At 69.0% G+C, this 23,389-nt stretch carries 23 protein-coding genes; 11 read left to right on the top strand and 12 right to left on the bottom strand.

Features of this window, described 5'->3' with window-relative positions:
• Positions 1 to 353 precede the first annotated feature (353 nt).
• The 3 genes from AB4Y94_RS07220 to AB4Y94_RS07210 all read left to right on the top strand — a co-directional run bounded on the left by AB4Y94_RS07220 (position 354) and on the right by AB4Y94_RS07210 (position 4,625).
• Entirely contained in the window at positions 354 to 2,534 is a 2,181-nt protein-coding gene (locus tag AB4Y94_RS07220) for an elongation factor G-like protein EF-G2 (protein ID WP_441726769.1), read from the top strand.
• A gap of 148 nt (positions 2,535 to 2,682) precedes the next feature.
• The gene (locus AB4Y94_RS07215) at positions 2,683 to 3,555 is read left to right on the top strand and encodes a siderophore-interacting protein (RefSeq protein ID WP_441726766.1); all 873 of its coding nucleotides are present in this window, start codon (positions 2,683 to 2,685) and stop codon (positions 3,553 to 3,555) included.
• A 443-nt stretch (positions 3,556 to 3,998) separates the two neighbouring features.
• Entirely contained in the window at positions 3,999 to 4,625 is a 627-nt protein-coding gene (locus tag AB4Y94_RS07210; RefSeq protein ID WP_441726763.1) for a PadR family transcriptional regulator, read from the top strand.
• A gap of 12 nt (positions 4,626 to 4,637) precedes the next feature.
• Here the strand turns inward: AB4Y94_RS07210 and AB4Y94_RS07205 are convergent, their stop codons facing one another.
• Positions 4,638 to 6,002 (bottom strand): protein kinase domain-containing protein, encoded by a 1,365-nt coding sequence (locus AB4Y94_RS07205; protein ID WP_441726760.1) that lies wholly within the window; start codon positions 6,000 to 6,002, stop codon positions 4,638 to 4,640.
• 177 nt (positions 6,003 to 6,179) lie between these two features.
• Complete coding sequence (locus tag AB4Y94_RS07200; protein WP_441726757.1) at positions 6,180 to 6,641, bottom strand: GyrI-like domain-containing protein; 462 nt, start codon at positions 6,639 to 6,641, stop codon at positions 6,180 to 6,182.
• Positions 6,642 to 6,819: 178 nt separating this feature from the next.
• Here AB4Y94_RS07200 and AB4Y94_RS07195 point away from each other — a divergent pair, with 178 nt between their 5' ends.
• The 4 genes from AB4Y94_RS07195 to AB4Y94_RS07180 all read left to right on the top strand — a co-directional run bounded on the left by AB4Y94_RS07195 (position 6,820) and on the right by AB4Y94_RS07180 (position 10,547).
• Positions 6,820 to 7,200, top strand: coding sequence for a hypothetical protein (locus tag AB4Y94_RS07195; RefSeq protein ID WP_441726755.1), 381 nt, complete (start codon positions 6,820 to 6,822; stop codon positions 7,198 to 7,200).
• Between the two features lie 77 nt (positions 7,201 to 7,277).
• A complete protein-coding gene (locus AB4Y94_RS07190) occupies positions 7,278 to 7,871 on the top strand; it encodes a dihydrofolate reductase family protein (protein WP_441726753.1) in 594 nt (197 codons plus the stop codon).
• Positions 7,872 to 8,322: 451 nt separating this feature from the next.
• Positions 8,323 to 9,660, top strand: a complete 1,338-nt coding sequence (locus AB4Y94_RS07185; protein ID WP_441726751.1) for an alkaline phosphatase — start codon at positions 8,323 to 8,325, stop codon at positions 9,658 to 9,660.
• A gap of 362 nt (positions 9,661 to 10,022) precedes the next feature.
• Entirely contained in the window at positions 10,023 to 10,547 is a 525-nt protein-coding gene (locus AB4Y94_RS07180) for a hypothetical protein (protein WP_441726748.1), read from the top strand.
• Positions 10,548 to 10,762: 215 nt separating this feature from the next.
• Here AB4Y94_RS07180 and AB4Y94_RS07175 read toward each other — a convergent pair whose 3' ends face one another.
• The 3 genes from AB4Y94_RS07175 to AB4Y94_RS07165 all read right to left on the bottom strand — a co-directional run bounded on the left by AB4Y94_RS07175 (position 10,763) and on the right by AB4Y94_RS07165 (position 12,267).
• Positions 10,763 to 10,972 carry a hypothetical protein gene (locus AB4Y94_RS07175; RefSeq protein ID WP_441726745.1) on the bottom strand — a complete coding sequence of 70 codons (210 nt, stop codon included), beginning with the start codon at positions 10,970 to 10,972 and terminating at the stop codon, positions 10,763 to 10,765.
• Positions 10,973 to 11,067: 95 nt separating this feature from the next.
• Entirely contained in the window at positions 11,068 to 11,355 is a 288-nt protein-coding gene (locus AB4Y94_RS07170; RefSeq protein ID WP_441726743.1) for a DUF4287 domain-containing protein, read from the bottom strand.
• 78 nt (positions 11,356 to 11,433) lie between these two features.
• Positions 11,434 to 12,267, bottom strand: coding sequence for a M50 family metallopeptidase (locus AB4Y94_RS07165; RefSeq protein WP_441726740.1), 834 nt, complete (start codon positions 12,265 to 12,267; stop codon positions 11,434 to 11,436).
• A gap of 271 nt (positions 12,268 to 12,538) precedes the next feature.
• Between AB4Y94_RS07165 and AB4Y94_RS07160 the strand changes: the two genes are divergently transcribed.
• Complete coding sequence (locus tag AB4Y94_RS07160; protein ID WP_441726737.1) at positions 12,539 to 14,248, top strand: CYTH and CHAD domain-containing protein; 1,710 nt, start codon at positions 12,539 to 12,541, stop codon at positions 14,246 to 14,248.
• A 116-nt stretch (positions 14,249 to 14,364) separates the two neighbouring features.
• Here AB4Y94_RS07160 and AB4Y94_RS07155 read toward each other — a convergent pair whose 3' ends face one another.
• From AB4Y94_RS07155 to AB4Y94_RS07130, 6 genes are all read right to left on the bottom strand, one after another.
• Positions 14,365 to 15,156 (bottom strand): alpha/beta fold hydrolase, encoded by a 792-nt coding sequence (locus AB4Y94_RS07155; RefSeq protein ID WP_441726734.1) that lies wholly within the window; start codon positions 15,154 to 15,156, stop codon positions 14,365 to 14,367.
• A 94-nt stretch (positions 15,157 to 15,250) separates the two neighbouring features.
• On the bottom strand, positions 15,251 to 16,438 hold the full coding sequence (locus AB4Y94_RS07150) for a TerC family protein (protein WP_441726732.1): 1,188 nt from the start codon (positions 16,436 to 16,438) through the stop codon (positions 15,251 to 15,253).
• Between the two features lie 53 nt (positions 16,439 to 16,491).
• Positions 16,492 to 16,719: a hypothetical protein gene (locus AB4Y94_RS07145; RefSeq protein ID WP_441726729.1), complete on the bottom strand. Its 228-nt coding sequence runs from the start codon at positions 16,717 to 16,719 to the stop codon at positions 16,492 to 16,494.
• Complete coding sequence (locus tag AB4Y94_RS07140; RefSeq protein WP_441726726.1) at positions 16,719 to 17,018, bottom strand: hypothetical protein; 300 nt, start codon at positions 17,016 to 17,018, stop codon at positions 16,719 to 16,721. Before AB4Y94_RS07140 ends, AB4Y94_RS07145 begins: the two co-directional genes overlap by 1 nt.
• Before the next feature lie 52 nt (positions 17,019 to 17,070).
• Positions 17,071 to 17,646, bottom strand: a complete 576-nt coding sequence (locus AB4Y94_RS07135) for a hypothetical protein (RefSeq protein ID WP_441726723.1) — start codon at positions 17,644 to 17,646, stop codon at positions 17,071 to 17,073.
• Positions 17,647 to 17,686: 40 nt separating this feature from the next.
• Positions 17,687 to 18,067, bottom strand: coding sequence for a DUF1304 domain-containing protein (locus AB4Y94_RS07130; RefSeq protein WP_441726720.1), 381 nt, complete (start codon positions 18,065 to 18,067; stop codon positions 17,687 to 17,689).
• Positions 18,068 to 18,182: 115 nt separating this feature from the next.
• On the opposite strand from AB4Y94_RS07130, the gene AB4Y94_RS07125 reads away from it, so the two are divergent.
• Complete coding sequence (locus tag AB4Y94_RS07125) at positions 18,183 to 18,752, top strand: histidine phosphatase family protein (RefSeq protein WP_441726718.1); 570 nt, start codon at positions 18,183 to 18,185, stop codon at positions 18,750 to 18,752.
• A 176-nt stretch (positions 18,753 to 18,928) separates the two neighbouring features.
• Positions 18,929 to 22,660, top strand: a complete 3,732-nt coding sequence (locus AB4Y94_RS07120) for a TM0106 family RecB-like putative nuclease (RefSeq protein ID WP_441726716.1) — start codon at positions 18,929 to 18,931, stop codon at positions 22,658 to 22,660.
• A 14-nt stretch (positions 22,661 to 22,674) separates the two neighbouring features.
• On the opposite strand, the gene AB4Y94_RS07115 is transcribed toward AB4Y94_RS07120, so the two are convergent.
• The gene (locus AB4Y94_RS07115) at positions 22,675 to 22,839 is read right to left on the bottom strand and encodes a response regulator transcription factor (RefSeq protein WP_441726713.1); all 165 of its coding nucleotides are present in this window, start codon (positions 22,837 to 22,839) and stop codon (positions 22,675 to 22,677) included.
• Between AB4Y94_RS07115 and AB4Y94_RS07110 the strand changes: the two genes are divergently transcribed.
• On the top strand, positions 22,831 to 23,253 hold the full coding sequence (locus tag AB4Y94_RS07110; RefSeq protein ID WP_441726711.1) for a hypothetical protein: 423 nt from the start codon (positions 22,831 to 22,833) through the stop codon (positions 23,251 to 23,253). The two genes, AB4Y94_RS07115 and AB4Y94_RS07110, sit on opposite strands and share 9 nt — an antisense overlap.
• The last annotated feature ends 136 nt before the right edge of the window (positions 23,254 to 23,389 follow it).

The following is a 23,389-nucleotide window of genomic DNA, read 5'->3' as shown; positions in this document are numbered from 1 at the left end:
CTGCACGGCAGCGGCCGGGCCGCCCCGGAATGATGCGGTCTCTGCGCGCCCCTTCTCCCGGAATGCAGGAGTTGTGAACTGGCCGACCGGCCGACGAACCGGCCGACCGGCCGACGGACCGGCCGACCGGCCGACGGACCGACCGGCCGACAGATGGACCGGCCGACCGGCCGACGAACCGGCCGACAGACCGGCCGACCGGCTCTGCCTGGCCCTGGCGGCTCGACGCGCCGGCGTGGACCACCGACACGTCCTGGCGGGCGCACCTGCAGCCCTTGCCGTCCGGCCGCTCCAGGGTGTCAAATCGGTACAACGGTGCGGGAAAGTCAAGACGACGACGTCGGGAGCTGCTCATGTCCGGAAAAGGCACACAAGACCCGTCCAAGCCGACGGGTCGGGGCGGCGCAGATCAACGCCGGGCGTCAGCCCTCAGTGGGGCGCCGGCGGATCGTCCGGAGAAGATCCGCAACATCGCACTGGTCGGCCGGTCGGGCGCCGGCAAGACGATGCTCGCCGAGGCGCTGCTCGCGGCCACCGGAGCCATCACGCGGATGGGTACCGTCGTCGACGGCACCACGGTGAGCGACTCTGACCCGTCCGAGATCCACCAGCAACGATCGGTGGCGTTGTCGGTGCTTCCCCTGGCGGTCGACGACGTGAAGGTGAACCTGCTCGACACCCCGGGCTACGCCGATTTCGTCGGTGACCTGCGGGCCGGCTTACGGGCAGCGGATGCGGCGCTGTTCGTGGTCTCGGCGGTTGACGGCGTCGACGCCGCCACCACCGCACTGTGGGCGGAATGCGAACGCATCGGGATGCCGCGAGCCGTCGTGATCAGCCGGATCGACCATCCCCGGGCCGGCTACGAGGCAGTCCTGGCGGCGTGCCAGGACGCTTTCGGCCCATCGGTGCTGCCGCTGTACCTGCCGATCCGCGCTGCCGGGACGATCATCGGCTTGCTGGGACTGCTGTCCCAGACCGTGTCGGACTACAACGCGGACTCTCCTCACCCGGCCCAACGGCCGGCGAACGAGAGCGAACTGGCCGACGCCGAGTCGCCGCGGGCCACCCTGATCGAGGGGATCATTGCGGAGAGCGAGGACGAGACGCTGATGGACCGCTACCTCGGCGGTGAGGAAATCGCCCAGGGCACCCTCATCGCCGACCTCGAGATCGCCGTCGCCCGCGGGTCCTTCTATCCGGTGCTGGCGGCATCCGCTGAGACCGGTGTGGGTATGACGGAACTGCTGGAGGTGTTGACCGGGGCCTTCCCGTCGCCGGTTGAGCGCACGCTGCCCTCGGTGACCGACCTCGACGGCAGGCCGGCGGGGCCGCTGGCTTGTGACCCTGCGGGGCCGCTGGTCGGCGAGGTGGTGCGCACCACCATCGACTCCTTCCTCGGCCGGGTCTGCCTGGTGCGCGTCTTCTCCGGCACGCTGCGCGAGGACTCGATCGTGCACATCGGCGGGCACGGGCTGGCCGATCGCGGCCACCAGGACCACGACACCGACGAACGGGTCACCCACCTGCAGTCCCCGCTGGGGTCCACCCTCCGGCCGGTACCGTTCTGCGTTGCGGGTGACATCTGCGCGCTCACCCGGGTGGGCAGCGCTGAGACCGGCGACACGGTGTCCACCCGTGAGACGCCGTTGCTGGTCGAGGCCTGGGAGATGCCGGAACCGCTGATGCCGGTAGCCGTGCAGGGGGCGGCGCACGGCGACGAAGACGCGCTCGCCAAGAACCTGGGCAAGGTCGCGGCCGTCGACCCGACATTGCGGGTGGAACGCAATTCCGAAACCCACCAGCTGATCCTGTGGTGCATGGGGGAGGCGCACGCCGAGGTGGTGCTCGACCGGCTTCGCGGCCAGGGCGTGAAACTGCAGACCGTCGATGTGGTCACGCCGCTCCGGGAGACGTTCGCCACGCCGGCCGCGGTGCGGGGACGGTACGTCAAGCAGTCCGGCGGCCACGGCCAATTCGCCATTTGCGACATCGAGGTCCAGCCGCTGCAACGCGGAGCGGGGTTCGAGTTCGTCGACAAGGTGGTCGGCGGGGTGGTGCCGCGGCAGTACATCGAGTCGGTCGAAAAGGGTGTCATGGCGCAGATGCAGAAGGGCGTCTCCGCGGGATTCCCGGTCGTCGACATCCGGGTTACCCTCGTCGGCGGAAAGGCGCACAGCGTCGACTCCTCGGATGCCGCGTTCCAGGCCGCCGGGGCGCTCGCGTTGCGAGAGGCGGCGTCTGCGGCGCAGATCCAGCTGCTGGAACCGGTCTCGGCGGTGACGATCAGCGTTCCGGACGGCTACGTGGGCGCGGTGATGAACGACTTGTCCACCCGGCGGGGCCACATGACCGGGACCATCTCGGTCGGCGACGAGCGGAGCGAGGTCAGCGCAGAGATCCCGGATGCAGAGCTACTGCGGTACGCGATCGAGCTCCGTGCGCTGACCGCGGGGAGCGGCTGGTTCCGCCGCAGCTACCTGCGCCACGAACCGGTACCATCCAATCTGGCCCACGCGTCCGTGACGGCGTGAATTCCAGACAAGCGGATGCGCTTGCCCGCGCGGCGGACTCGGTTGAGTCGGCGGGGCAACGCTCGGGTGACGGGCCTGAACCCGGGACGCCCATCCTCATCTGAGACACTGTGGGTTGCTCGTTTGAGCGCATCTGGAAGGAATGACGATGCCGACCACCCGCTTCTCAGTGTCCGCGACCTCCTGGGTCACCCCGATACTTCGCCGGCTGCACCTGCAGACCGAGGACCTCTCCGCCTTCGACGAGAGCTCGTTCACTGACCGGTACATCAAACTCGTCTTCCCCAAGCCCGGCGTCGTCTACCCCGACCAGATCGACGTGCGTGCGCTCCGGGGCACAATGCCGCCCGAGGACCTGCCGGACGTGCGCACCTACACGGCGCTGAATCCCGACGTTGAGGCGGGAACCATGGACATCGACTTCGTTGTGCACGGCGATGAGGGAATCGCCGGCCCCTGGGCGGCGGCGGCACAGGTCGGCGACATCCTGATCGCCAACGGCCCGGGTGGCGCCTACCGGCCGGACCCCGCGGCGGACTGGCACCTGCTGGTCGGCGACGAGTCGGCGATTCCGGCCGTCACCGCGGCACTCGAGGCGCTCACCGATGGCGCCGTCGCGCGGGTGGTCGTGCTGGTCGAATCTGCGGCTCATGAGCCGCAGCTGGCGCTGCCGACCGGGGCAACCGTCACGTTCGTGCACCGCGACAGTTCGCCGGAGGATGGACTCGAGACAGCCGTTCGCGCGGTGGAGTGGCTGGACGGGCGGGTTCACGCCTTCGTCCACGGCGAGGCCGAGGAGATTATGGAGGCCGAGGAGATTATGAAGGGCGTGCGGCCATACCTCCGCACCGAGCGGGGTTTGCGGCGCGACCAGCTGTCGATTTCGGGCTACTGGCGCCGGGGCCGTACCGAAGAGGCCTTCCGGGAGTGGAAGTCGGAGTTCGCCCGCACGGACGCCGATTCACCGCAGAACGCAGACGGCGACTCGGGCCGGAGGCCGCTCGCCGCGTCGCTGCGCTGAGGCGCGCCGTGGGGCGCCCGGGCCGCGGGCATCGTCGTGGCGCTGCGGTGACGCGGCGAGCCGGTGACCTGGTGACCCGGTGACGCGGCGAGCCGGCGCACGGCGACGCGGCGACCCGGCAACCCGGCAACCCGGCAACCGGCAACCTGAGCCCCCGGCGACCCGGGCCCGGCGACCCGGGGCCCGGCAACCCGGCGCCCGGCGACCCGGTGCGCGCTGTGCGGCAGCTGCGCCGTTATGCGCCGGGCGTGCCACCCGCATATCGGCGTAAGTACCGCACATCGACGTCGCGTCGCGGGCGTGCAGCTTTCGCGACGGATGGAGGCTCCGCCCGCGCACAAAAATCTCTTGACAATCATCACCAACGATATATCGTTGATACATCGCAAAAGTCTTTGCGAACACGAAGATAGTTCCTGATGACATGGAAAGCAGTTACGAACATGAACCACACATTTCACACCCACGGCGTGGGCTTCGGCCCGGAATTCGGGCGCTCCCACCACGAGTCGCCCGAGCACAACCCGCAGGCACACGGCCGCGGACGCGGCAGGGGAGGAGGATTCGGCCCGGGTGGTCCCGGTTTCGGCGGTTTCGGGCCCGGATTCGGGCTTGGTCCTCGCGCTTCCCGGCGGGCGAGCAAGGGCGACGTCCGCTCGGTGATCCTGTCGCTGCTGGCGGACGGGCCCGCAAACGGCTACGGACTGATCCGGGCGATCGAGGAGAAGACCGGAGGGGCCTGGCGACCGAGCCCGGGCTCGGTCTATCCGACGCTCCAGCAGCTCGTGGACGAGGAGCTCATCTCGTCCACCGGTGACGGCCGACGCACCGATTACGAGTTGACCGAAGCGGGCCGCGCATACCTGGCCGAGCACGCGGATGAACTCAAGGAGGCGTGGGAGGCCACCCCTGGGCAGTCCGATTCCGCTGCGCTCTTCCACGAGAGCGTCGGGAAACTGTTCGGCGTCGTGCAGCAGTTCCGGTTCTCGGCGACCGACGCCCAGCGCACGGCCGCAATCGAGAAACTCGACGAAGCCCGCCGGGCCCTATATCTGATCCTCGCCGACTGAGGTTGATCGCCGCTACGAGGCGGTGTTCCTGATGCCCTCGTGTCGCATCTCCAACTGTGCCACCACGAGTGCGGCGATGTCCTCGAGGTTGGCGATGTCCGCGCCCGATGCCGTGCCAGGAACGATCCCGAGCACGCTCAACGTGCCGATGGTGCGCTCGTCCGAGGTGCGGAGCGGCACACCGACATAGAAGCGGATGCCGAGCGGCCCCGTCACGAGGGGACTGTGCTTCGCCCGGGGATCCACGCGACCGTCTTCGATCACGATCGCCTCGTCGAGCGGTGTGATGGATGCTGTGACGTCCACTTGGCGCGCGATCTCCTCGATCTCGTCGCCGTAGTAGGACTTCAGCCAGAGCCGGTCGTGGTCCACGACGCTGACGACCGCGATCGGCGCGGAGAACAGCCGCGCGGCCAATGCGGTCGCCCGCTGCAGCGCCTGGTTCGGGATGTCGTCGAGGATGTCGGGCTTGGGTAACGGCGGCCGGACGTCACCGGTGCTGATGAAAAGCGGCTCCGTCGGCTCCTTGTGCCGGGCGCTGGAGGCGATCACGACCTGCCGGAGCGTGGCGACAAGTTCACCCTTCACGGGCCGGTCGGCGGGGTTCCGGGCCGTCATCGCCGTGAGCAGCCGCCTCCAGTGTTCGGGCAGCCAGCCGGGGATGACAGGGTCGCGCGACAGCCGGGCAAGCGCGGATTCGACCAGGCTGCCCGGGAACTCGATGTCGCGGGTGAAGCATTCCAGCAGCACCAGCCCGAGCGCGTAGACGTCGCTGGCGGGGCCCACGTCCTGGCCGGACGCCTGCTCGGGACTCAGGTACGCGGCGGTGCCGGTGGTCATGCCTTGTGCCGTCATCCGCTCGACGTCGTCCGCGAGCGCGATGCCGAAGTCGGTCAGTTTGGCGCGTGCCCGCTGCACGTCGTTGCCGTAGTCCACGAGCATGATGTTGGACGGCTTGATGTCGCGGTGAACAACATTGTGCGAATGGATGTACTCGAGGGCTTCGGCCATGTCATAGCCGATTTCCCCGATGTGCCGCGCGGCAAGCGGGCCGTGCCGCAGGCGTTGCCGCAACGTGGGCCCGTTGACGAACGCCATGACCAGATACCGGGTTCGGCGACCCCGGCCATCCATGTCGACTCCGGCGTCGAAGAGTTGCACGAGGCTGTGGTGGTCCAGTGCCGCGAGCACGGCGAGCTCGCTCTCCTGGCGTGCGACGTCGGTCGCACCCGGGTGGAAGAACTTCACGGCGACCGGCCGGCCCAGCAATTCGTCGCGCGCTCGGTAGACGGTCGACATTCCGCCATACCCGACCGGTGTCTCGAGCGCGTAGCGCCCGCCCAGGAGTCTTCCGGCGGCTTCGTCGTGCTCTGGCACTCGCAGTTCCCCCAACGCTCAGTGCCATCGATCGGGCAGTTCCGCTCCAACATAGCCCGATCACTCCTGCCTGCCCATGGCCGTCGGCACCTTTTTTCATCGCCGCCTGAAGGCGGTGATAGAAGGGGACATGCCAGCCCCATCGCCCGCGAAGCGGGTCACCGAGGGGCCGGTGGATTACGGCGACTCAATCGGGAACACGATCCGCGTCTGCCAGTCCGCCGGGTCGGCGCCGCTGTCCGGCCCGACCAGGTACTCCTCCCAGACCTGGCTGGTGGGGGTGAGCTTCTGCTCCGTGAGCCATTCGATGACCTGGGCGTAGGTGTCGGCGAGGGTGTCGTAGTTTCCGGTGTGGACGATCTGGACCGCTGGCCCGCCGGAGAGGTCCACCACCACGGTCGACGGCCCGGTTTCGACCGGGTCGACGACCGGGAAACCGGCCGTGACGTCGACGGTGTCTGTCGGGTTGCCGGTGTACAGGGCGATCGGCGCACCCGCCGGGCGGACTCCCTGTCGCGCCAGCTCCGCAGCTGTGGCGTCGAACGCCGTGCCGAAGAAGATCGACAGCCCGGTCAGCGGGACGACGTCGCGCACCCCCAGCATGGTTTGCGGCTGAAGCTCGACGCGTTGAATGTCCACGATGTGCCCCTGTCCTCGATGGTGTCGATCACCACGACAGGGGGCGCTCCGACCGTGGGGAAGGGCGAGCGACCGAGTCAACGTGCCGGCACACCTGCTGGATGAGGGCCACCCCACTTCGGGTGGGCAGGGCGCCTCACCCGCAGTCCCGGCGCCTGCCGTCCCTAAGATGAGCCCCATGACGAGTATCGCGGCGGTGTTGATCTGTGTCGTCCTGGGTTTGCTGACGGTCTTCCAGGTGCTGCTGATCGCGGGAGTCCCGCTCGGGCGGTTCGCCTGGGGCGGGCAGTCCGAGGTGCTCCCGCGCAAGCTGCGCATCGGCAGCGCGGTGTCGATCCTGCTCTACGTGCTGTTCGCGCTGATCGTGCTCGACGCGGCGACGCTGACGGATGTCTTCCCCAGCGACGCCTTCACATCCATCGCCATGTGGGTGCTCACGGCTTACTTCGCCCTGGGCATTCTGATGAACGCGATCTCTCGCAGCAAACCCGAGCGCTTCACCATGACGCCCGTGTCGCTGGTGCTGGCGGCGCTCTGCCTGGTCGTCGCGCTCGGATAGACCCCTTCGGGCTGCGACGGCGGCTGAGTACCCTAGGGCACACGACAGATGATCAACGACCAGGGGAGCAATCGACAATGACGACAGTGACGTGCGACATCGGTGTGTCCAGCGACGGCTACGCGGCCGGCCCGAACCAGAGCCTGGAGCATCCGCTCGGCGAAGGCGGCGACCGGGTGCATCGCTGGCGGTTCGAGCAGCCTGCCGAGAACGCCGCGGAGATCGAGGCCATCACGTCGGCCGGCGCGTACATCATGGGCCGCAACATGTTCGGTCCCGGACGAGGCGACTGGGACGACGAGTGGAAGGGCTGGTGGGGCGAGGAGCCGCCGTACCACGCGCCGGTCTTCGTGCTCACGCACCACCCGCGGGAGCCGTTGACCATGGAGGGCGGCACCACCTTCACGTTCGTCACCGATGGCATCGAATCTGCCCTGGAGCAGGCGCGCGCTGCCGCGGGGGAGAAGACCGTGGCGGTCGCCGGCGGCGCCGCGACCGTGCGGCAGTACCTCTCTGCCGGGCTGATCGACGAGTTGCGGCTGCACATCGCGCCCGTGGTGCTGGGCACGGGTGAGCCTCTCCTCGAGGGGCTCGACGGCCTCAAGCTGGAGCAGGTCAGCGCAATCGAGAACGAGCTGGTGACCCACATCACCTACCGGGTGTTGCACTGAGCGAGCGCGGCCGCCGTCTGCCGCCCATTCCACGGGTTTCGGACGAGTGCCGCCCGCGTCTCCGCGCCGCCCCGTGGTCTCCGCGCCGCTGCCCCGTTTCCGCGCCGCCGCGTGGCCTCCGCACCGCCGCCCCGTCTCCGCGCCGCCCCGTGGCCTCCGCGCCGTCCCGTGCGTAACTCCTGCAATTCTTAGACCGGTCGGAGCCGCTCCCGCGTGATCACGCGGCGGCGCCCCCGGTGTGTGCGTGAATTGCAGGAGTTATGCACGGGGGCACGGCGGCACCGGCCACGGCGTCGGCGTCGCGGGTGGGCGTCGCACCCCGAACGGGGGCCATTGTTCACCCGCAGGTCGCCGCCGCGTCACCGGCGTGCCGCATCGCCGACCGCTGGTCTCCCTACGCTGCCGAGTGGCATCCGCTGATGCCACTCGCATGCTGTGAACAGGAGAGACCATGCTGCGCACCAAGAAAGTTCTCGCTTCCGCGGCGCTCGCCGCGGTGCTCGGGGGCGCCGGACTGGCGTCCGTCGGCACGACCGCGGCCAGCGCCGCTCCGGTCGTCGCCCCAAGCCCGGGCAACAACGACCGATCCAACAACGACCGATCCAACAATGACAAGGGCAACAACGGCCAGATCAAGAACGTGATCTACCTGCTCGGCGACGGCATGGGCCGCACCCACGTGACCGCCGGCCGGGAGCGCTTCTACGGCGCCAACGGCGAGCTCAACATGGAGAAGCTGCCGGCGCAGGGATACGTCAGCACCTACGCGGTGCAGAAGAACTCCGGCCAGCCCGGCGCCCCCGACTTCGTGCCCAACCTGGTCACCGACTCCGCCTCGGCCGCCACCGCGTGGGCGTCCGGGGTGAAGACCTACAACGCCGCACTCGGCGTCGACGCGAAGGGCACTGTGGTGCCCACGGTCATGGAAATGGCCAAGCAGTCCGGGTTCCGCACCGGCAACGTCTCCACCTCCGAGATCACGGATGCCACGCCCGCCGGCCAGATGAGCCACGCGCTGGCCCGCGGGTGCCAGGGCCCGGTGTACTCGGAGAAGTCCTGCCAGGACCTCGCCATCACCGGTTCCGCGCTGCCGCACGACGACGTCCGGGTGACCCCGATCGCCGACCAGATCGCCCGCAACGGCACCGCCGACGTGATCCTCGGCGGCGGTCTCAGCAGGTTCGACGCCGACGACGAAGCCGCACTTGAGAAGCAGGGCTACGCGGTCCTCGGCTCGGTCGCCAACCAGACCGTCGCGACCAAGGCCGACCTCGCCGCGGCGAAGGGCGACAAGGTGTTCGGACTCTTCAACGGCGGCAACCTGACCGTCGAGAAGACCAAGCAGGCGGACCCCAGCGCCGCGCAGGCACAGGAGCCGACCCTGACCGAGATGACCACGAAGGCCATCGACCTGCTCAGCACCAAGAACAAGGGCAAGGGCTTCTACCTGCAGGTGGAGGGGGCGCTCATCGACAAGCGCTCGCACGCCAACGACGCCGCCCAGACCCTCGAGGAGATCAAGGCGTTCGACGACGCCGTGGGCGCCGCGATGGACTTCGCCAAGCGCGACGGCCACACCCTGGTGATCGTCACCGCCGACCACGAGTGTGCCGGCTTCAACATCATCGAGAAGGGCAGCTTCACCAACGCCGAAGCGGCGACGGCCCCGGCCAACGTCGACGGCGGCAACACCGCGAACAACTCCACCCCGAGCCGCCCGGGCAACAGCACGCTCGACCCGAACCGGTCATCGGGCATCGGGCATCATCAACGGTGGCGGGGCGGGTAGCGCGACCAACTTCGCGCCGGCCACGTTCCGTACACCGGATGACGCGGCATCCGTTGTCGACGGGTCGCCCGATGCCGGCCTGTGGCTGACCTATCTGTCGGGTAACCACACCGGGGCGGATGTGCCGATCTATGGGTACGGTGCCGGCTCGGAGAAGCTGCAGGGCAGCGTCGACAACACCGACCTGTTCGGTGTCGTCACCGACGCGCTGCGCCTGAAGCGCTAGCCGCTGACCGGCGGCGCTCGCCGCCCGGCCATTCGCCGGCCCGGCGCTCGCCGCCCAGCCATCCACCGACCCAACCATTCACCGACCCGGCCGGGGCATCGCGCCCCGGCCGGGCCCTGGCACGAAGGATCCTGTCATGAAGCTCTCCCTCCGCTCTGGGCTCTTGGGCGGTGCCCTGTGCGCCGGCGTCGTCGCCGCTGCCGTGGGGATCGGTGTGGCCGCCGCCGGGCAGGCGGTGTCCGCCCAGCCCGCGGTCAGCGTGATGACCTCGTTCCCCGGCCTCGCGCCCGCGACCGGAGAGCCGACCTTGCCTGCCTTGGCCGGGCTGCACCCGGAGCCGGGTGCCATCGTGCAGGCCGGCGGACCGTTCGACGACCGCTTTCGCCTCGACGCGCTCGCCTTCGACGGCGCGACGCTCAGCGGCACGGTCACCATCACGAGTGACGTGAGCGACCTGCTCGAACTGGAGGTCGTCGCCGGGTTCTATGGTGCCGATGGCAGCCTGCTCGGCACCGGCCGGTATGTGCACCACGCTGACGGGGACCACGCCCACAGCGGACCACCCTCTGAGAGTGAGGCGTTCGAGGTCGCGGTGCCCGCTGGTCTGGCGCAGCAGGCCGTGGCCGTGGGCGTCGGCGTTCCCGTGCTCGTGAACGAATAGCGGGCGGCTCCACGCAGCGGTGCGCTCGTATTTTCGCCCTGTCAGTGGGCCGCCTCGTGCGTAACTCCTGCAATTCCTGAGCCGCGCATTCAACTTCCGCGTCATGACGCGGTTGCGCCTGGGGTGCGAACGCGAATAGCAGGAGTTACGCCCACGGGGCCGGGCACACCGTTTGCGCGGCAGGCGCGTGACCCGCTCACCTCGTCAGGGGCGGGTCAGGGGTGGGTCAGCGGCGCCTTGGTGTCGGGGAAGGGCGGCTCGTCCGTGTGGCCATAGGGCTCGATCCGCTCGTGGCTGGCAGCGGCGGCCCGCCGGCGTTCCTCGTCGAAGCTGCCTTCAAGACCGTCGAACCCTGGATTCAAGGCGTCGGCCGACCCGCGCGCCGAGTCGCCGGACCCGCGGTGCTTTCCGTGACGCCCCCACATACAGCTGAACTTACGCCGCGGTGGCGAGAAATCAATCCGGTTGAAATTCTGGACGATGTATGCAGCAGTGCGTATGCACAGGCTGGACAGACGGCTTAGGGGCGCGTCTGCTTACCGTCGAGCCACAGCGTGTCGGAGTCGTCGCTGTGAGCGGTGCCGGTGCCGACATGCTTGGCGTCGATCTTCTCGCCCTTCTTGATCACGTGCACCAGCGCCATGGCGTGGCCGCGACCGAGGTCGAAGTCGGCCTTCAGCCAGTCGACGATTGCGCCGGCCTTCGTCGCCGGGTCGTCGAACCCCTTCTCCTGGGCGAGGGCGACGAATTGGCGCGGCGTCAGCCCGGTCTTGTCTTCGATGTTGTCGAGGTAGGCCTGGAATGACATCGCTGCTCCCTTGCGATCGGTGTATTCGAGAGCGTAGCGAGTTCGGCCCGGCCGCGACAGGCGCGGCACCGGCCGGCCCTAGCGGGTGAGGAATGCGGTGGCCGCGAGCAGCATGCATCCGCCGATCACGATCGCGAACAACGCCAGCCAGACAGGGGACGGCACGCCGGTACGGCGGTACAGCAGGTACGCGTCGGAGGTGGGCAACTGGTCGCGGCGGCCCACGTGCACGCCGACGACGGTGCCGAGCCCGCGCACCGCGCCGACCAACAGGGCGCTGCCGAGCACCAGCAGCGCATAGCTCTGCACCGCGGGCGTGGCGTAGAACCAGAGCAGGGTGCTCACAGCAGCGGATGCGAGCACAACGAGGATTCCGAACAGGTTGCGGATCACCAGAATGGTCACCACGAGCACGACGCCGCCGGCAAAGAGGGCGAGGGCGGTGTACCCGTTGAAGACGCTCCAGAGCTGGGCGGCGCCCACGATCGCCGGTGCCGGGTAGCCGAGCATTCCGCTGATGACGACGCCGAGAATGCCGCGACCGCTGCTGAGGGCATCACCGGAGTGGTTGCGGCGGATTCGGATGCCGTGCACCACCCGCCCGGTCAGGATCGCGGCGACGGCGTGCCCGAGTTCGTGCACCAGCGTGGTGAACAGGCCGAACCAGCGCCAGGTGACCGGGGGGATGCTGAGCGCGGCGGCGGCCACGAGGATTCCGAGCAGGATCCCGGGGGAGACGTCGACCGGGGCGGTCGGGCTGAGCAGGGTGGGCCAGTCGAGGGCGGTGAATGGAGTGTCGATGCCTCCAGTCTGCCGGATTCGCGTGCCAGCGTGCTCTGCCGGGCCGCCCCTGCCGGGCCGGCGAGCCCCATCTGCCGTGCCGAGGGCCGCTCGTGGCGCCCGCCGGGCCACTTTTGCCCCCGCCGGGCCAGTTTTGCCGCCCGCCGGGCCGCGCCTGCCATGCCGCGGGGCCGACTCTTGCACGCCCCTGGTGCGTAACTCCTGCTATTCGTAGACCGGTCGGTGCCGCTTCCGCGTGATCACGGGGCCGCGCCGAGCCGGGGATCGCAAATTGCAGGAGTTACGCACGGGGACGGACCGATACCGCCCGGAGAATCGGCCCGGCGGCTGTCTGGCTTCGCCGCCGAGGGGGTTAACTGGGAATCCACAGAGACGGGGAGCCATGTCCGGATCGAAGCAGACCGAAATCGAGCGTAAGTACGATGTGGACCTCGCCGCCGTTGTACCAGACCTGTCCCGACTCGACGGCGTCGCCGCGGTCGATGGCAGGGAAGCGGTCACCCTGACAGCCGTGTACTACGACACGGATGCCGCGGATCTCGCGCGTCACCGCATCACGTTGCGCCGACGTGAGGGCGGCGGCGACGCCGGCTGGCACATCAAGAAGCCCGCCGACGAGGGCCGCACCGAATTCCATTGGCCGCCCGGGGTGGGGGATACCCACGAGACCGTTGCGGCTGCCCGTCCCGGTGCAGACGCGGAAGATCCAGCCCCTGCCGTCCCCGACGTGGTGCTCGAGCCGGTGCGCGCGATCGTGCGGGACCGGCCGCTCAGTCCGCTGGCCCGCATCACCACCACCCGCACCGTCGTGCGGTTGCTCAATGCCGACGGGGAAGCCATCGCCGAGGTCGCCGACGACCAGGTCTCGGCATCGGACGTCCGCAATGGCGGGTACCTCCAGTGGCGGGAATGGGAGGTCGAGTTCCTCGAGGCGCCGCCGGCGACGCGCAAAGGGCGCGCCGCGTTCTTCGACGCGGTCGAGGCGCAGCTCACGGCCGCCGAAGCACACCCGTCGGCGAGCCAGTCCAAGTTGGCCCGGGCTTTGGGCGTCGAGTCGCTGACCGAACTCGAGGGTGCCCAGACAGCCAAGGCGCCCCAGACAGCCAAGGCGGCCGAGTCGGCCGAGTCGGCCAAGGCGGCCAAGTCGGCCAAGTCGGCCGAGGCGGCCGACACGACCCAGGCAGCCCAGGCGGCCACGCACAGACCCCTCGAGCTTGCGCCGGGAACCGCGGCATCCGTTGTCCTTCCCGCGCTCAGCGCCCTGGTCGATGCACTGGTCGCGAGCGATCCGGCGGTGCGCGCGGACGAGGCCGGTGCCGTGCACCAGATGCGCCGCGTCGTGAGCCGGCTGCGGAGCGTGCTGCGCACCTACCGCCGCTTGTTCGACCGCGCGCCCGTTGACGCCCTTCTCGACGACCTCGACCGGCTGGGCCATGCGCTCGGCGAGGCGCGCGATGCGGAAGTTCGCCGCGCCCGAGCGGCGACGGCCCTGGAAGCCCTGCCGGTGCGGGACACGGATGCCGAGGCCCGCCTGGTCGGCGGCGACCGGACCGTATACGCCCAGGCGCTCGGCCGCGTGCGGCAACTGCTCGGGAGCGAGTCCTATTTTCGATTGCTCGACGACCTCGATGCGTTCGTCGCCTCCCCTCCGCTCGCCGAGAAGGCGTCGAAATCGGCCAAAGCCCAGGTGCGCACGGCGTTGCGCTGGCAGGTGAAGCGGCTGCGCAGGCGAGCGGATGCCGCACAAGCGTCGGACGTCGACCGTGACGCGGCGCTGCATGAGGCACGGAAGGCGGCACGGCGTTTGCAGCGTGCATCAGCCGCGGTGGCACCGATGGTGGGCCGCCGGCAGGCGACCGCGATCCACCGCATTACGGCTGCCGCCAAGCCGATCGTGGGAACCCTCGGTGACCACCGCGACGGCCGGCTGTTCGCCGAGCACCTGAAGATCGAGGCGCAGCGCGCGCGGGCGGCGGGCGAGGACACCTTCGTCTACGGCTTGCTCATCGGCGGCGACGAATCGGACGACGACGTGCTGGTTTCGCTGCGCGCGGCGGTGCGCAGAATTGAGGAGGCGGCACACCGGCTGTGAAGCGCGCCGACTGCACGCCGACTGCGCGCCGACTCCGTCGCCGAGAACGCAGTAGTTGGGTCTAAACGGCGCGGATAAACCCAACGACTGCGTGTTCGCGGGGGTGGGGGACCCGCTCAGGGGAAGAAGTCGGTCAGCACGGGGGCGATGATGGCGGCGTCGACGTCGTGCCCCTGGCCCTGGATGATGACCGTTTTCGCCCCGGGTATCGCCTCGCCGAGTTGCGTCGTGATGTCGGTCGCCCAGGCGCTGTCGCTGCCAGAGACGACCAGCGCCGGCACTGCCACGGCCGCATACCGTTCCACGGGCACGGTTCCGTCGCCCACTGCGGCGACGTCCACGGGCAGGGTGTGGGCCACGCCCAGCATGCCCGGCCACCAGGGCTGCTGGGTCATGTAATCCATCGCCGCCACCGGCAGCCCGGTGCCCTGGAGAAAAAGCCTGGCCGCCCGGTCGCGGTCGTCCGTCCCGAGGGCATCACGGATGCTCGTGCGCCATTCGTCCGGGGAGCCCACGCTCGTGTCGGGCGTCACCAAGGGCGGCTCGTAGGTGGCGACGTGTGTGACGGGCAGCCCGCGCACAGCCGCCTCAAGCCCGATCACCGCGCCGGACGAGTGACCGTAGACACGGGCGGATCCGCCCGCTGCGCCGATGAGCGCGGCCAGGTCGTCGATCTCCCGATCGATCAGTTCGGCGTCGGAAGCCGGGTTGGCGCCGGCGTCGGTGCTGTCGCCCCGGCCGCGGCGATCGTAGGTGTAGACCGTGAAATGGGCCGCCAGCAGTCCCGCGAGGTCATGGGCCGAGCCGCGGGTGTTGAACGCGCCGCCGATGATGATCACGGCCGGCCCGGTCCCGGTTCGCTCGAATGCGAGGGTGGTTCCATCGGATGACGTGACGGACTGGGTCATGGCAACTCCTCGGTGAACGTTCGGTCCCGGCAGCGCCTGCCGGGCGTTGCGTCTACAGGGCACAGAGACTACCCGACGTTGAACGGGATCAGCACTAGGAGGTCAGGTATTGCTCGTGCTGCCGATGGGCTTCGGCCACCTGCTCACGGATGCGGTCCACGTCCTTGGCCTTGTTCCGGTACTTCGGCTCCATGGTCATGATCTCGGCCTCTTCCGCCACGAGCTGCCGGTAGATGCGCTCGTGCTCGGCGGCATCCGCTGTGTAGCCCAGGTCCAAGTAGTTGACCGCGTGCCGGCGTGCGTTGTTGATGGCGGTCTGGGCTTTGCCCGCCTTGCTCAACAGCGAGAGAACCACCGTGACGACCAGCACCCCGACGATGACGGTGAGGGACAGGCCGGTCGAGATCTCGAAGACGGGAACGTGTTCCCCATCGTTGATGAACGGCAGGTTGTTTTCGTGCAGCGCGTGCAGCACCAGCTTCACGCCGATGAACGCCAGGATCGCCGCCAGCCCGTAGGAGAGGTAGATGAGCCGGTCGAGGAGCCCGTCGATCAGGAAGTACAACTGGCGCAGCCCCATCAGGGAGAAGGCCGTGGCGGTGAAGACGATGAAGGTGTTCTGGGTCAGGCCGAAGATGGCCGGAATCGAATCCAGGGCGAACAAGACGTCGGTGCCACCGATCGCCACCATGACCAGCAGCATCGGCGTGAGCGCCCTCTTGCCGCCCTGCATCGTGAACAGCTTGTCGCCGTCGAAGTAGTCGGTGGTGTGGAACAGCCGCCGGGCCAGCCGGATCATGAAGTTGTCGGCCTGGTCCTCGCCGGTGTGCGCCGGCTTCAGCAGGTTTCCTGCCGTGACCAGGAGGATCAGTCCGAAGATGTAGAACACCCAGGCGAAGGAATTGATCAAGGCGGCGCCGAGGAAGATGAATCCGGTGCGGGCGATCAACGAGAAGACGATCCCGAACAGCAGCACCTTCTGCTGATCCTCCCGGGGAACTTTGAAGCTGGCGATGATGATCAGGAAGACGAACAGGTTGTCCACCGACAGCGCCTTCTCGGTGATGTACCCGGCGAAATACTCCGACCCCATCGCGCTGCCGCCCAGGACGAAGACCAGGATGCCGAAGACGACCGCGATCCCCACGTAGACGGAAGACCAGATCGCTGCCTCCTTCAAGCTCGGCACATGGGCCTTGCGGATGTGGAAGAAGTAGTCAAAAGCCAACAGTCCGAGGATGACGACGATGGTCACTCCCCAAATCACGGGGGAAACGGTCATGGTCTCTACTTTCGTCAGGAGTGACGCCGCAGCGAGTCGACTGGCCGGTCGGGTTAGGGGGCGCGCCGCTCCTCAGCCCGCACCAAGCGATTGCCTTCCGCATCGACGCGCAGCTGTGAGCACAGGATATCAAGGGGCAGCCGCTCGTACTCCGGGTCGAGTTCGATCCGCGCGAGCAGGTAGCCGTTGTCGGGGACCGGAACCGGGACGGGGTGCTTTCCATCGTCGATCACCGCGCCGACGATGGTCCCGGCATCGTCGTGCACGGCCAGCAGCAACATCAGGCCTGCACCTTGATCGCGGTGAATTGCAGCAGCCCGCCATTGCCGGATGGCCGGAACTCGCGGCCGATCGGGTCTGACACGGTCAGTATGAAGTGTTCCGCCTGGTTGAGCTCGTTGTCCGAGGTCGTCCACTGCCGCTCGATCTCGACCTGCATGTTGGGCTGCAGCGGCCGGATGGCATAGCCCCAGTAGTCCGAGTCGTTGCCGAGCGGCCAGTACCATTCCAGCGTTCCGAGGGCCTGGTAGAGGCCGTTCTGGTTGGCGTGCGGAGCCCAGAACTCTGTGACGGTGGCCATGCCTGACACGGTACTCCAGCGGGTCCTCCGCTGAAAGGCAGGCCTCCTGCGGCTACGGAAGGTCTGGGCTGGCCAGCTGGATCGTCAGGACGGATTCCCCGGGGACGGATGCGTCGGCACCGATGATCACGAACCAGGACGTCGCCGGGTCCTCGCCGCTGGCGAGTGCGCTCAGCTCCGTGCTGCCGTTGCTCGAGGAATCACGACTGATCCACCCGGCCGCCATGAGCTTCCCGACCATCTCGGTGGCGACGGTGGCGGCATCCGTTTTCGGGTCGAGCGTGATGGTGCGGATGATGCCGTAGTAGCGGCCCGCGCTCGCCGTCTTCTCCACGACCTGGGCGTGGTCGTCGACGTTGACGATGACGGCGGAGTCGATCAGCGCCCGGATGGCTTCGGCCAGGCGGGTCGACTCGTTTGTGATCGACTCCTCCGTGAGCGGATCGGGCACCACCGGGGTCACCGCTGCCGGGGCGACGGATGCGGTGGGCGCGGTCGTCGACGTCGGTGCCGGCGCCGAGGTGGCCGGGGTGGCCGGGTTCGCGCCTCCGGCCGTGCACCCGGTGAGGAGGAGGGCGGACGCGAGCACGGCGGCGACAAGCCAAGCTGGAGCCACCGATCCTGTCATTCAGCCAAGTGTAGGCGGGCACACCCCTGGGTTGTCGCGCCTACGCGAGCAGGATCAGCACCAGCCCGATCAGCGGAAGCGTGCCCTGCGTCACCGCCGCGCGGGCGTAACCGCGACCCGTGCTGACCAGCACAATGGAGGCGGCGAGCATGCTGGCCATCGTGAAGACCACGAGCGCGAGCCCGGCGTCGTGCCAGCCGATCCCGAAGAAGACGATCCCGACGAGGGCGCCGATGGCCAGAAACAGGTTGTAGAAGCCCTGGTTGTAGGCCAGCGGGCGGGTGGTGTTCGCGTCGGCCTGGTTGGGGACGCCGAATCGTTTCCAGATCGCCGGGCGAGTCCAGCCCACGCTCTCCATGATGAAGATCACCACGTGCAGCGCTGCGGCGAGGGTGACAACCAGGGTGGCGACGATGATCATGCGGTCAGCCTATTGCTCACGGTGCCGCGCTGCCCACGCCGGCCGTGTTGCGCATCCGTTCAGATTGATAGGGGAGACTCGAGGTTCGCCGCCCTTGATCCAGAAAGCAGCAGTCATGACTCTCGCCCTCATTCGCCACGGAGAAACCGAGTGGAACCGCGAGCTCAAGTTGCAGGGTTCGACGGACATCCCGCTGAACGACACCGGCCGCGGCCAGGCGCGGGAGGCCGTCGAGTTGCTCGCGCCTGAGCGGTGGGATGCCATCGTGAGTTCACCGCTATCCCGGGCGCGGGAGACCGCCGAGATCATCGCGTCCGGCTTGGGCATCACGCTCGGCCCGACCTATGACCTGCTCACCGAGCGGAACTACGGTGCCGCTGAGGGCGCCACCGCCGAGATCGTCGCCGCGCGCTGGCCGGACCGGCAGTACCCGGGCCTCGAGCCCCTGGACTCCGTCGTCGATCGCGGCACCCGCGCGCTGGAGCAGGTGGCCGCAGACTTCGACGGCGCCCGCACCATCATCGTCTGCCACGGAACCCTCATCCGGTACACGCTGCAGCACCTCTCCGGACAGACCTTCGACCAGATCCTCAACGGCGCCATCAGCACCGTAGAGCGGCACGACGAAGCCTGGCGGGTGCTCAGCGTGAACGGCGAGCCACTCGAGGTCGTCGCGACACGGTAGCGCCGATGTCGTCGGCGCGCCGTGCGTAACCGCTGGGATATCTCGCGCAGCCCACCGGATTGGGCCGAAAACGGCCGTTTCCGCCAGAATCCCCGCTGTAGCGCACGCGAGTCCAACGGCGGTGGCTGTGTCAGTGGCTGCGGCTACGCTCAATGCAGCCGACAGAAAGGGCACGGATGTTCCTGCTTGACGGAGACGTGGTCACCAGTGCGAGCGACCTGACCGCCGCGTCGAAATGCGAGTTCGCGTTCCTGCGCAAGCTGGACGCGAAGCTCGGCCGTATTGACGCCGTGCCCGACACGGCCGACGCGATGCTGGAACGCACGTCCCGCCTCGGCGACGAGCACGAGGCGCGGGTGCTGGAGGGCTACCGCCGCCGTTTCGGGTCCGGTGTGGCGGAGATCGCCCGGCCGGAGCAGATGGACCGGGCAGCGCTTGACGAGGTCACCGCCGAGACCGTGCGGGCGTTCAGCGGGACGGCGGACGTCGTGTTCCAGGCCACGTTCTTCGACGACGGCTTCGGGACCGTGTCCGTGGACGCCAGCGTTCTGGTGGCGGAGTCCGTCGATGCCGCCGGTTCCGGCCGGACCATCGTCGAAGTGAGCACCTCCGCCGGCTGCTCCGTCGCGTTCATCGGGTTCGCGGACTTCATCGTGCGCCAGCCCGACGGCAGCTGGCTGGTGCAAGACACGAAGCTCGCCCGGCACGCCCGGGTCACCGCCCTGCTGCAGCTCGCCGCATACGCGGAGCAGCTCGAACGGATCGGCGTGCGGCCCACCGAAACGGTCGAACTGCTGCTCGGCGACGGGTCGGTGAGCGAACATCGGCTCAGCGACATCCGCCCGGTGTACCGCAAGCGGCGTGAACGGTTGCTGCAGATCATCGGCGAGCGGCTGGCGGATGCCTCCCCGGTCGCCTGGGGCGATCCGCGCTACACGGTCTGCGGGCGCTGCGACACCTGCGAGGCCGAGGTGCAGGCGCACCGCGACCTGCTGCTGGTGGCCGGCATGCGCGTGACCCAGCGGGCGCGGCTGGCGACCGCGGGCATCCGCACCATCGACGAACTCGCGGCATCCGCTGACACTATCGTCGGGGTCGATGGAATCGCCGACTCCACCCTGCAGGGCCTGCGCACGCAGGCGCGGTTGCAGGTGAGCGCCACGGACGGCAGGCCGCCGCCTGTCGATGTCTACAACCCGGGGGCACTGGCCGTTCTGCCCGAGCCGGACCCCGGCGACATCTTCTTCGACTTCGAGGGCGACCCGCTGTACACCGAGGGCGCCTCCGCCGGCACGGTGCAACAGTGGGGGCTCGACTACCTGTTCGGTCTGATCGAGCCCGACGGAACGTTCCGTGCGTTCTGGGCGCACAGCTGGGCGGAGGAGAAGCAGGCGCTGCTGGACTTCCTCGACTACCTTCGCGCCCGGCGCGCGGCGTACCCGAACATGCACATCTACCACTACGCGTCCTATGAGCGCACCCACCTGTTGAGCATCGCCGCGCGGCACGGCGTCGGCGAAGACGAGGTCGACCAGTTGCTCCGCGCGAACGCACTCGTCGACCTCTACCCGCTGGTGCGCAAGACCATCCGCGTCGGCTCCCGGTCGTACTCGATCAAGAAGCTCGAGCCGCTCTACATGGGCGACGACCTGCGGGTGGGGGAGGTCACCAACGCGGCCGACTCGATCACCGAGTACGCCACCGCGATGGAGCTCCGGTCACTCGGCCGCAGTGTGGAGGCACAGCGGATGCTCGACTCCATCGCCGACTACAACACCTACGACTGCGTATCGACGCTGCGCCTGCGGGACTGGCTGCTCGCCCGGGCTGCCGAGCGCGGCATCGGAACCGGTGGACCGCTGCCGGAGTCGGAACTCGACGAACTCGAACCATCCCCGCTGCGGGACGCGCTGCTGGCACTGGCCGGGGGCGTGCACGCGGGCGGCCAGCCGACGGTGGGAATCCCGATCTCCTCCGGTGCGCAGGTGGTGCCGGAGCGCACCGCCGACCAGACCGCCGCGGCGTTCGCCGCCGCAGCGATCGACTACCACCGGCGGGAGCAGAAGAGCTTTTGGTGGGGCCACTTCTTCCGGCTGGAATACCCGATCGACGAATGGCAGGACACCCGCGACGTGCTCCGCATCGACCAGGTGCGTGTCGAACGGGACTGGTACCGCGAGGGCAAACAACGCACCGACCGCCGTGAGCTGAGGCTGCGCGGGCGGCTCGCGCCGGGCAGCAGCATCAAGCCCGGCGACCAGGCCGGCCCGTTCCTGCTCTACGAACACCCCGGACCGTTCCAGAACCCCGGCACCCGCGACGACGCCAGGGCATACCGCCCGGTGCGGGTGCTCGAGGTCGCCGACGACGGCAGCATCCTGGTCGAGGAGACCCTGCTCGCCGGGGTCGCCCCGTACCGGACGGAACCGATCGCCCTGGCACCGGCCGCTCCGCCGTCAGCAGGCCAGCAGAAGCCGGCCATCGACGAATGGGCGCAGGCGATCGTCGACTCACAGTCCGCGGGCGCGCCGGCGGTGGAATCGCATCCGTCTGGATCGCATCCGGCTGGATCACATTCGACTGGATCGCATTCGCCGGAGTCACGTCCGTGGCCGCGCGAGCCGATGGGCGACATCCTGCGTCGGGTGCCGCCGCGGACCCGCGCCGGCCGACTCGCGCCGGCAGTGGCGAGCGACGGGGGCGCCGACCGGGTCAGCGCTGTCGCCGCCAGCCTCCTCGACCTGGACCGGTCATACCTGGCGGTGCAGGGCCCGCCGGGCACCGGCAAGACCTACCTGGGCGCGCATGTGATCACAGCCCTGGTTCGGGACCACAACTGGAAGATCGGCGTGGTCGCCCAGTCCCACGCGGTCGTTGAGAACCTACTCTCAGCCGTGGTGAAGGCGGGACTCGACCCGTCGCTGGTCGGCAAGGTGCCCAAGGCCAACTCCGACGCCACCAATGTCCTGTACACCCCGCTGCCCAAGGAGGGTCAGCTGATGTTCGGCGCCGAGCACGCCCAGTCCGGGTTCGTACTCGGTGGAACAGCATGGGACTTCAGCAACCCCGCCCGGGTGCCCCGGCACTCGCTGGACCTGCTCGTGGTGGATGAGGCCGGTCAGTTCTCGCTGGCGTCGACGATCGCCGCCAGCGTCGGCGCCCGCAACCTGTTGCTCCTGGGGGACCCGCAGCAATTGCCGCAGGTCAGCCAGGGCACCCACCCCGAGCCGATCGACCAGTCGGCGCTCGGCTGGGTGAGCGCCGGCCACGATGTGCTTCCGCCCGATCTGGGTTACTTCCTCGCCGAGAGCCGCCGCATGCACCCCGCCGTGACGGCCCCGGTGTCGGAGCTGTCGTACGAGGGGCAGCTGCACGCGCACCCGGTGGCCTCCAGCCGCTCACTGGCCGGGGTCGAGCCCGGGTTGCACGCCGTACCGGTCGAGCACGTCGGCAACTCGATCGAGTCGCCGGAGGAGGCATCCGTTGTGGTGTCACTGGTGCGGTCGGTGCTCGGAACCCGCTGGACGGATCCCACCGAGGACCGCTACGACGAGCCGATCACCGAGGCCGACCTGATCGTGGTGACGCCGTACAACGCGCAACTGGCCGTGGTGCGCCAGGCGCTGGTCGCAGCCGGGTTCGACGCCGTGCGGGTGGGCACGGTGGACAAGTTCCAGGGCCAGGAGGCGGCCATCTCGATCGTGTCACTGGCCGCGTCGTCCGCCGATGATGTGCCCCGCGGAATGTCGTTCCTGATCATGAAGAACCGGCTGAACGTGGCGATCTCCCGCGCCAAGTGGGCAGCATACCTGGTGTATTCGCCGGCGCTGACCGGGTACCTGCCCGTGACCCCGGCCGGGGTGACGGAACTCAGCGCGTTCATCACGCTGGTGGAGGCGGGGGAGTGAGCCGCGGCATCCGCTCAGACCTCGCGGGGGATTCGCGAGGCAAGGCGCGACAGCTCGATGCGGTTCGAGGTGCCGGTCTTCCGCAACAGATGGGAGATGTGTGAACTGACCGTCTTCCCGCTGATCGAGAGTGTTCGGGCGATCTTCCCGTAGGTTCGCCCGGCGACGACGTGCGCCAAGATCTCGTCTCCCCGGTCGTCAGGCCCGCGAGGGCGGCGATCGGCTCGTCGGTGGCGTCGACCGCGGTGACCGCGGCAACCTGGCCGACCGGGATCCGGGCGCTCGACGCGAGCGCCAGAAGCTCGGCCTGGATCGGCCGGGCTTCCAGCTCGTTGGCCAGGCCCATCATGATTCGCTCGACTTCCGCTCGCAACTGGACCGTCGCCGCGCTCACCGCAGTACTCCTGGCCGGCACCGGAGTGGTTCCCGCATCGGCAGCGCAGTATCCCGGAACCGCATCCTCCAGCACTCCCGTGGTGTCGATGCAGGACTTCCGGAATTGCCCGCTCACTCGCATCGGGACCCAGTTCGTGTGCTGCGATGACCTGATCGGCGCCGGTTTCGCCGCGCCGTCCTTCGTCCAGGAGAGCTGATCAACCGCTCGGTATCCATTACGGAGCCCACGTCTATGCGTCGGGGGGGGGGGGGGGGGGGGGGGGGGGGGGGGGGGGGGGGGGGGGGGGGGGGGGGGGGGGGGGGGGGGGGGGGGGGGGGGGGGGGGGGGGGGGG

It is taken from the genome of Glaciibacter sp. 2TAF33 (genome assembly GCF_052114945.1).
Lineage (GTDB): Bacteria > Actinomycetota > Actinomycetes > Actinomycetales > Microbacteriaceae > Cryobacterium.
This window is presented reverse-complemented; position numbering and strand designations above follow the sequence as displayed.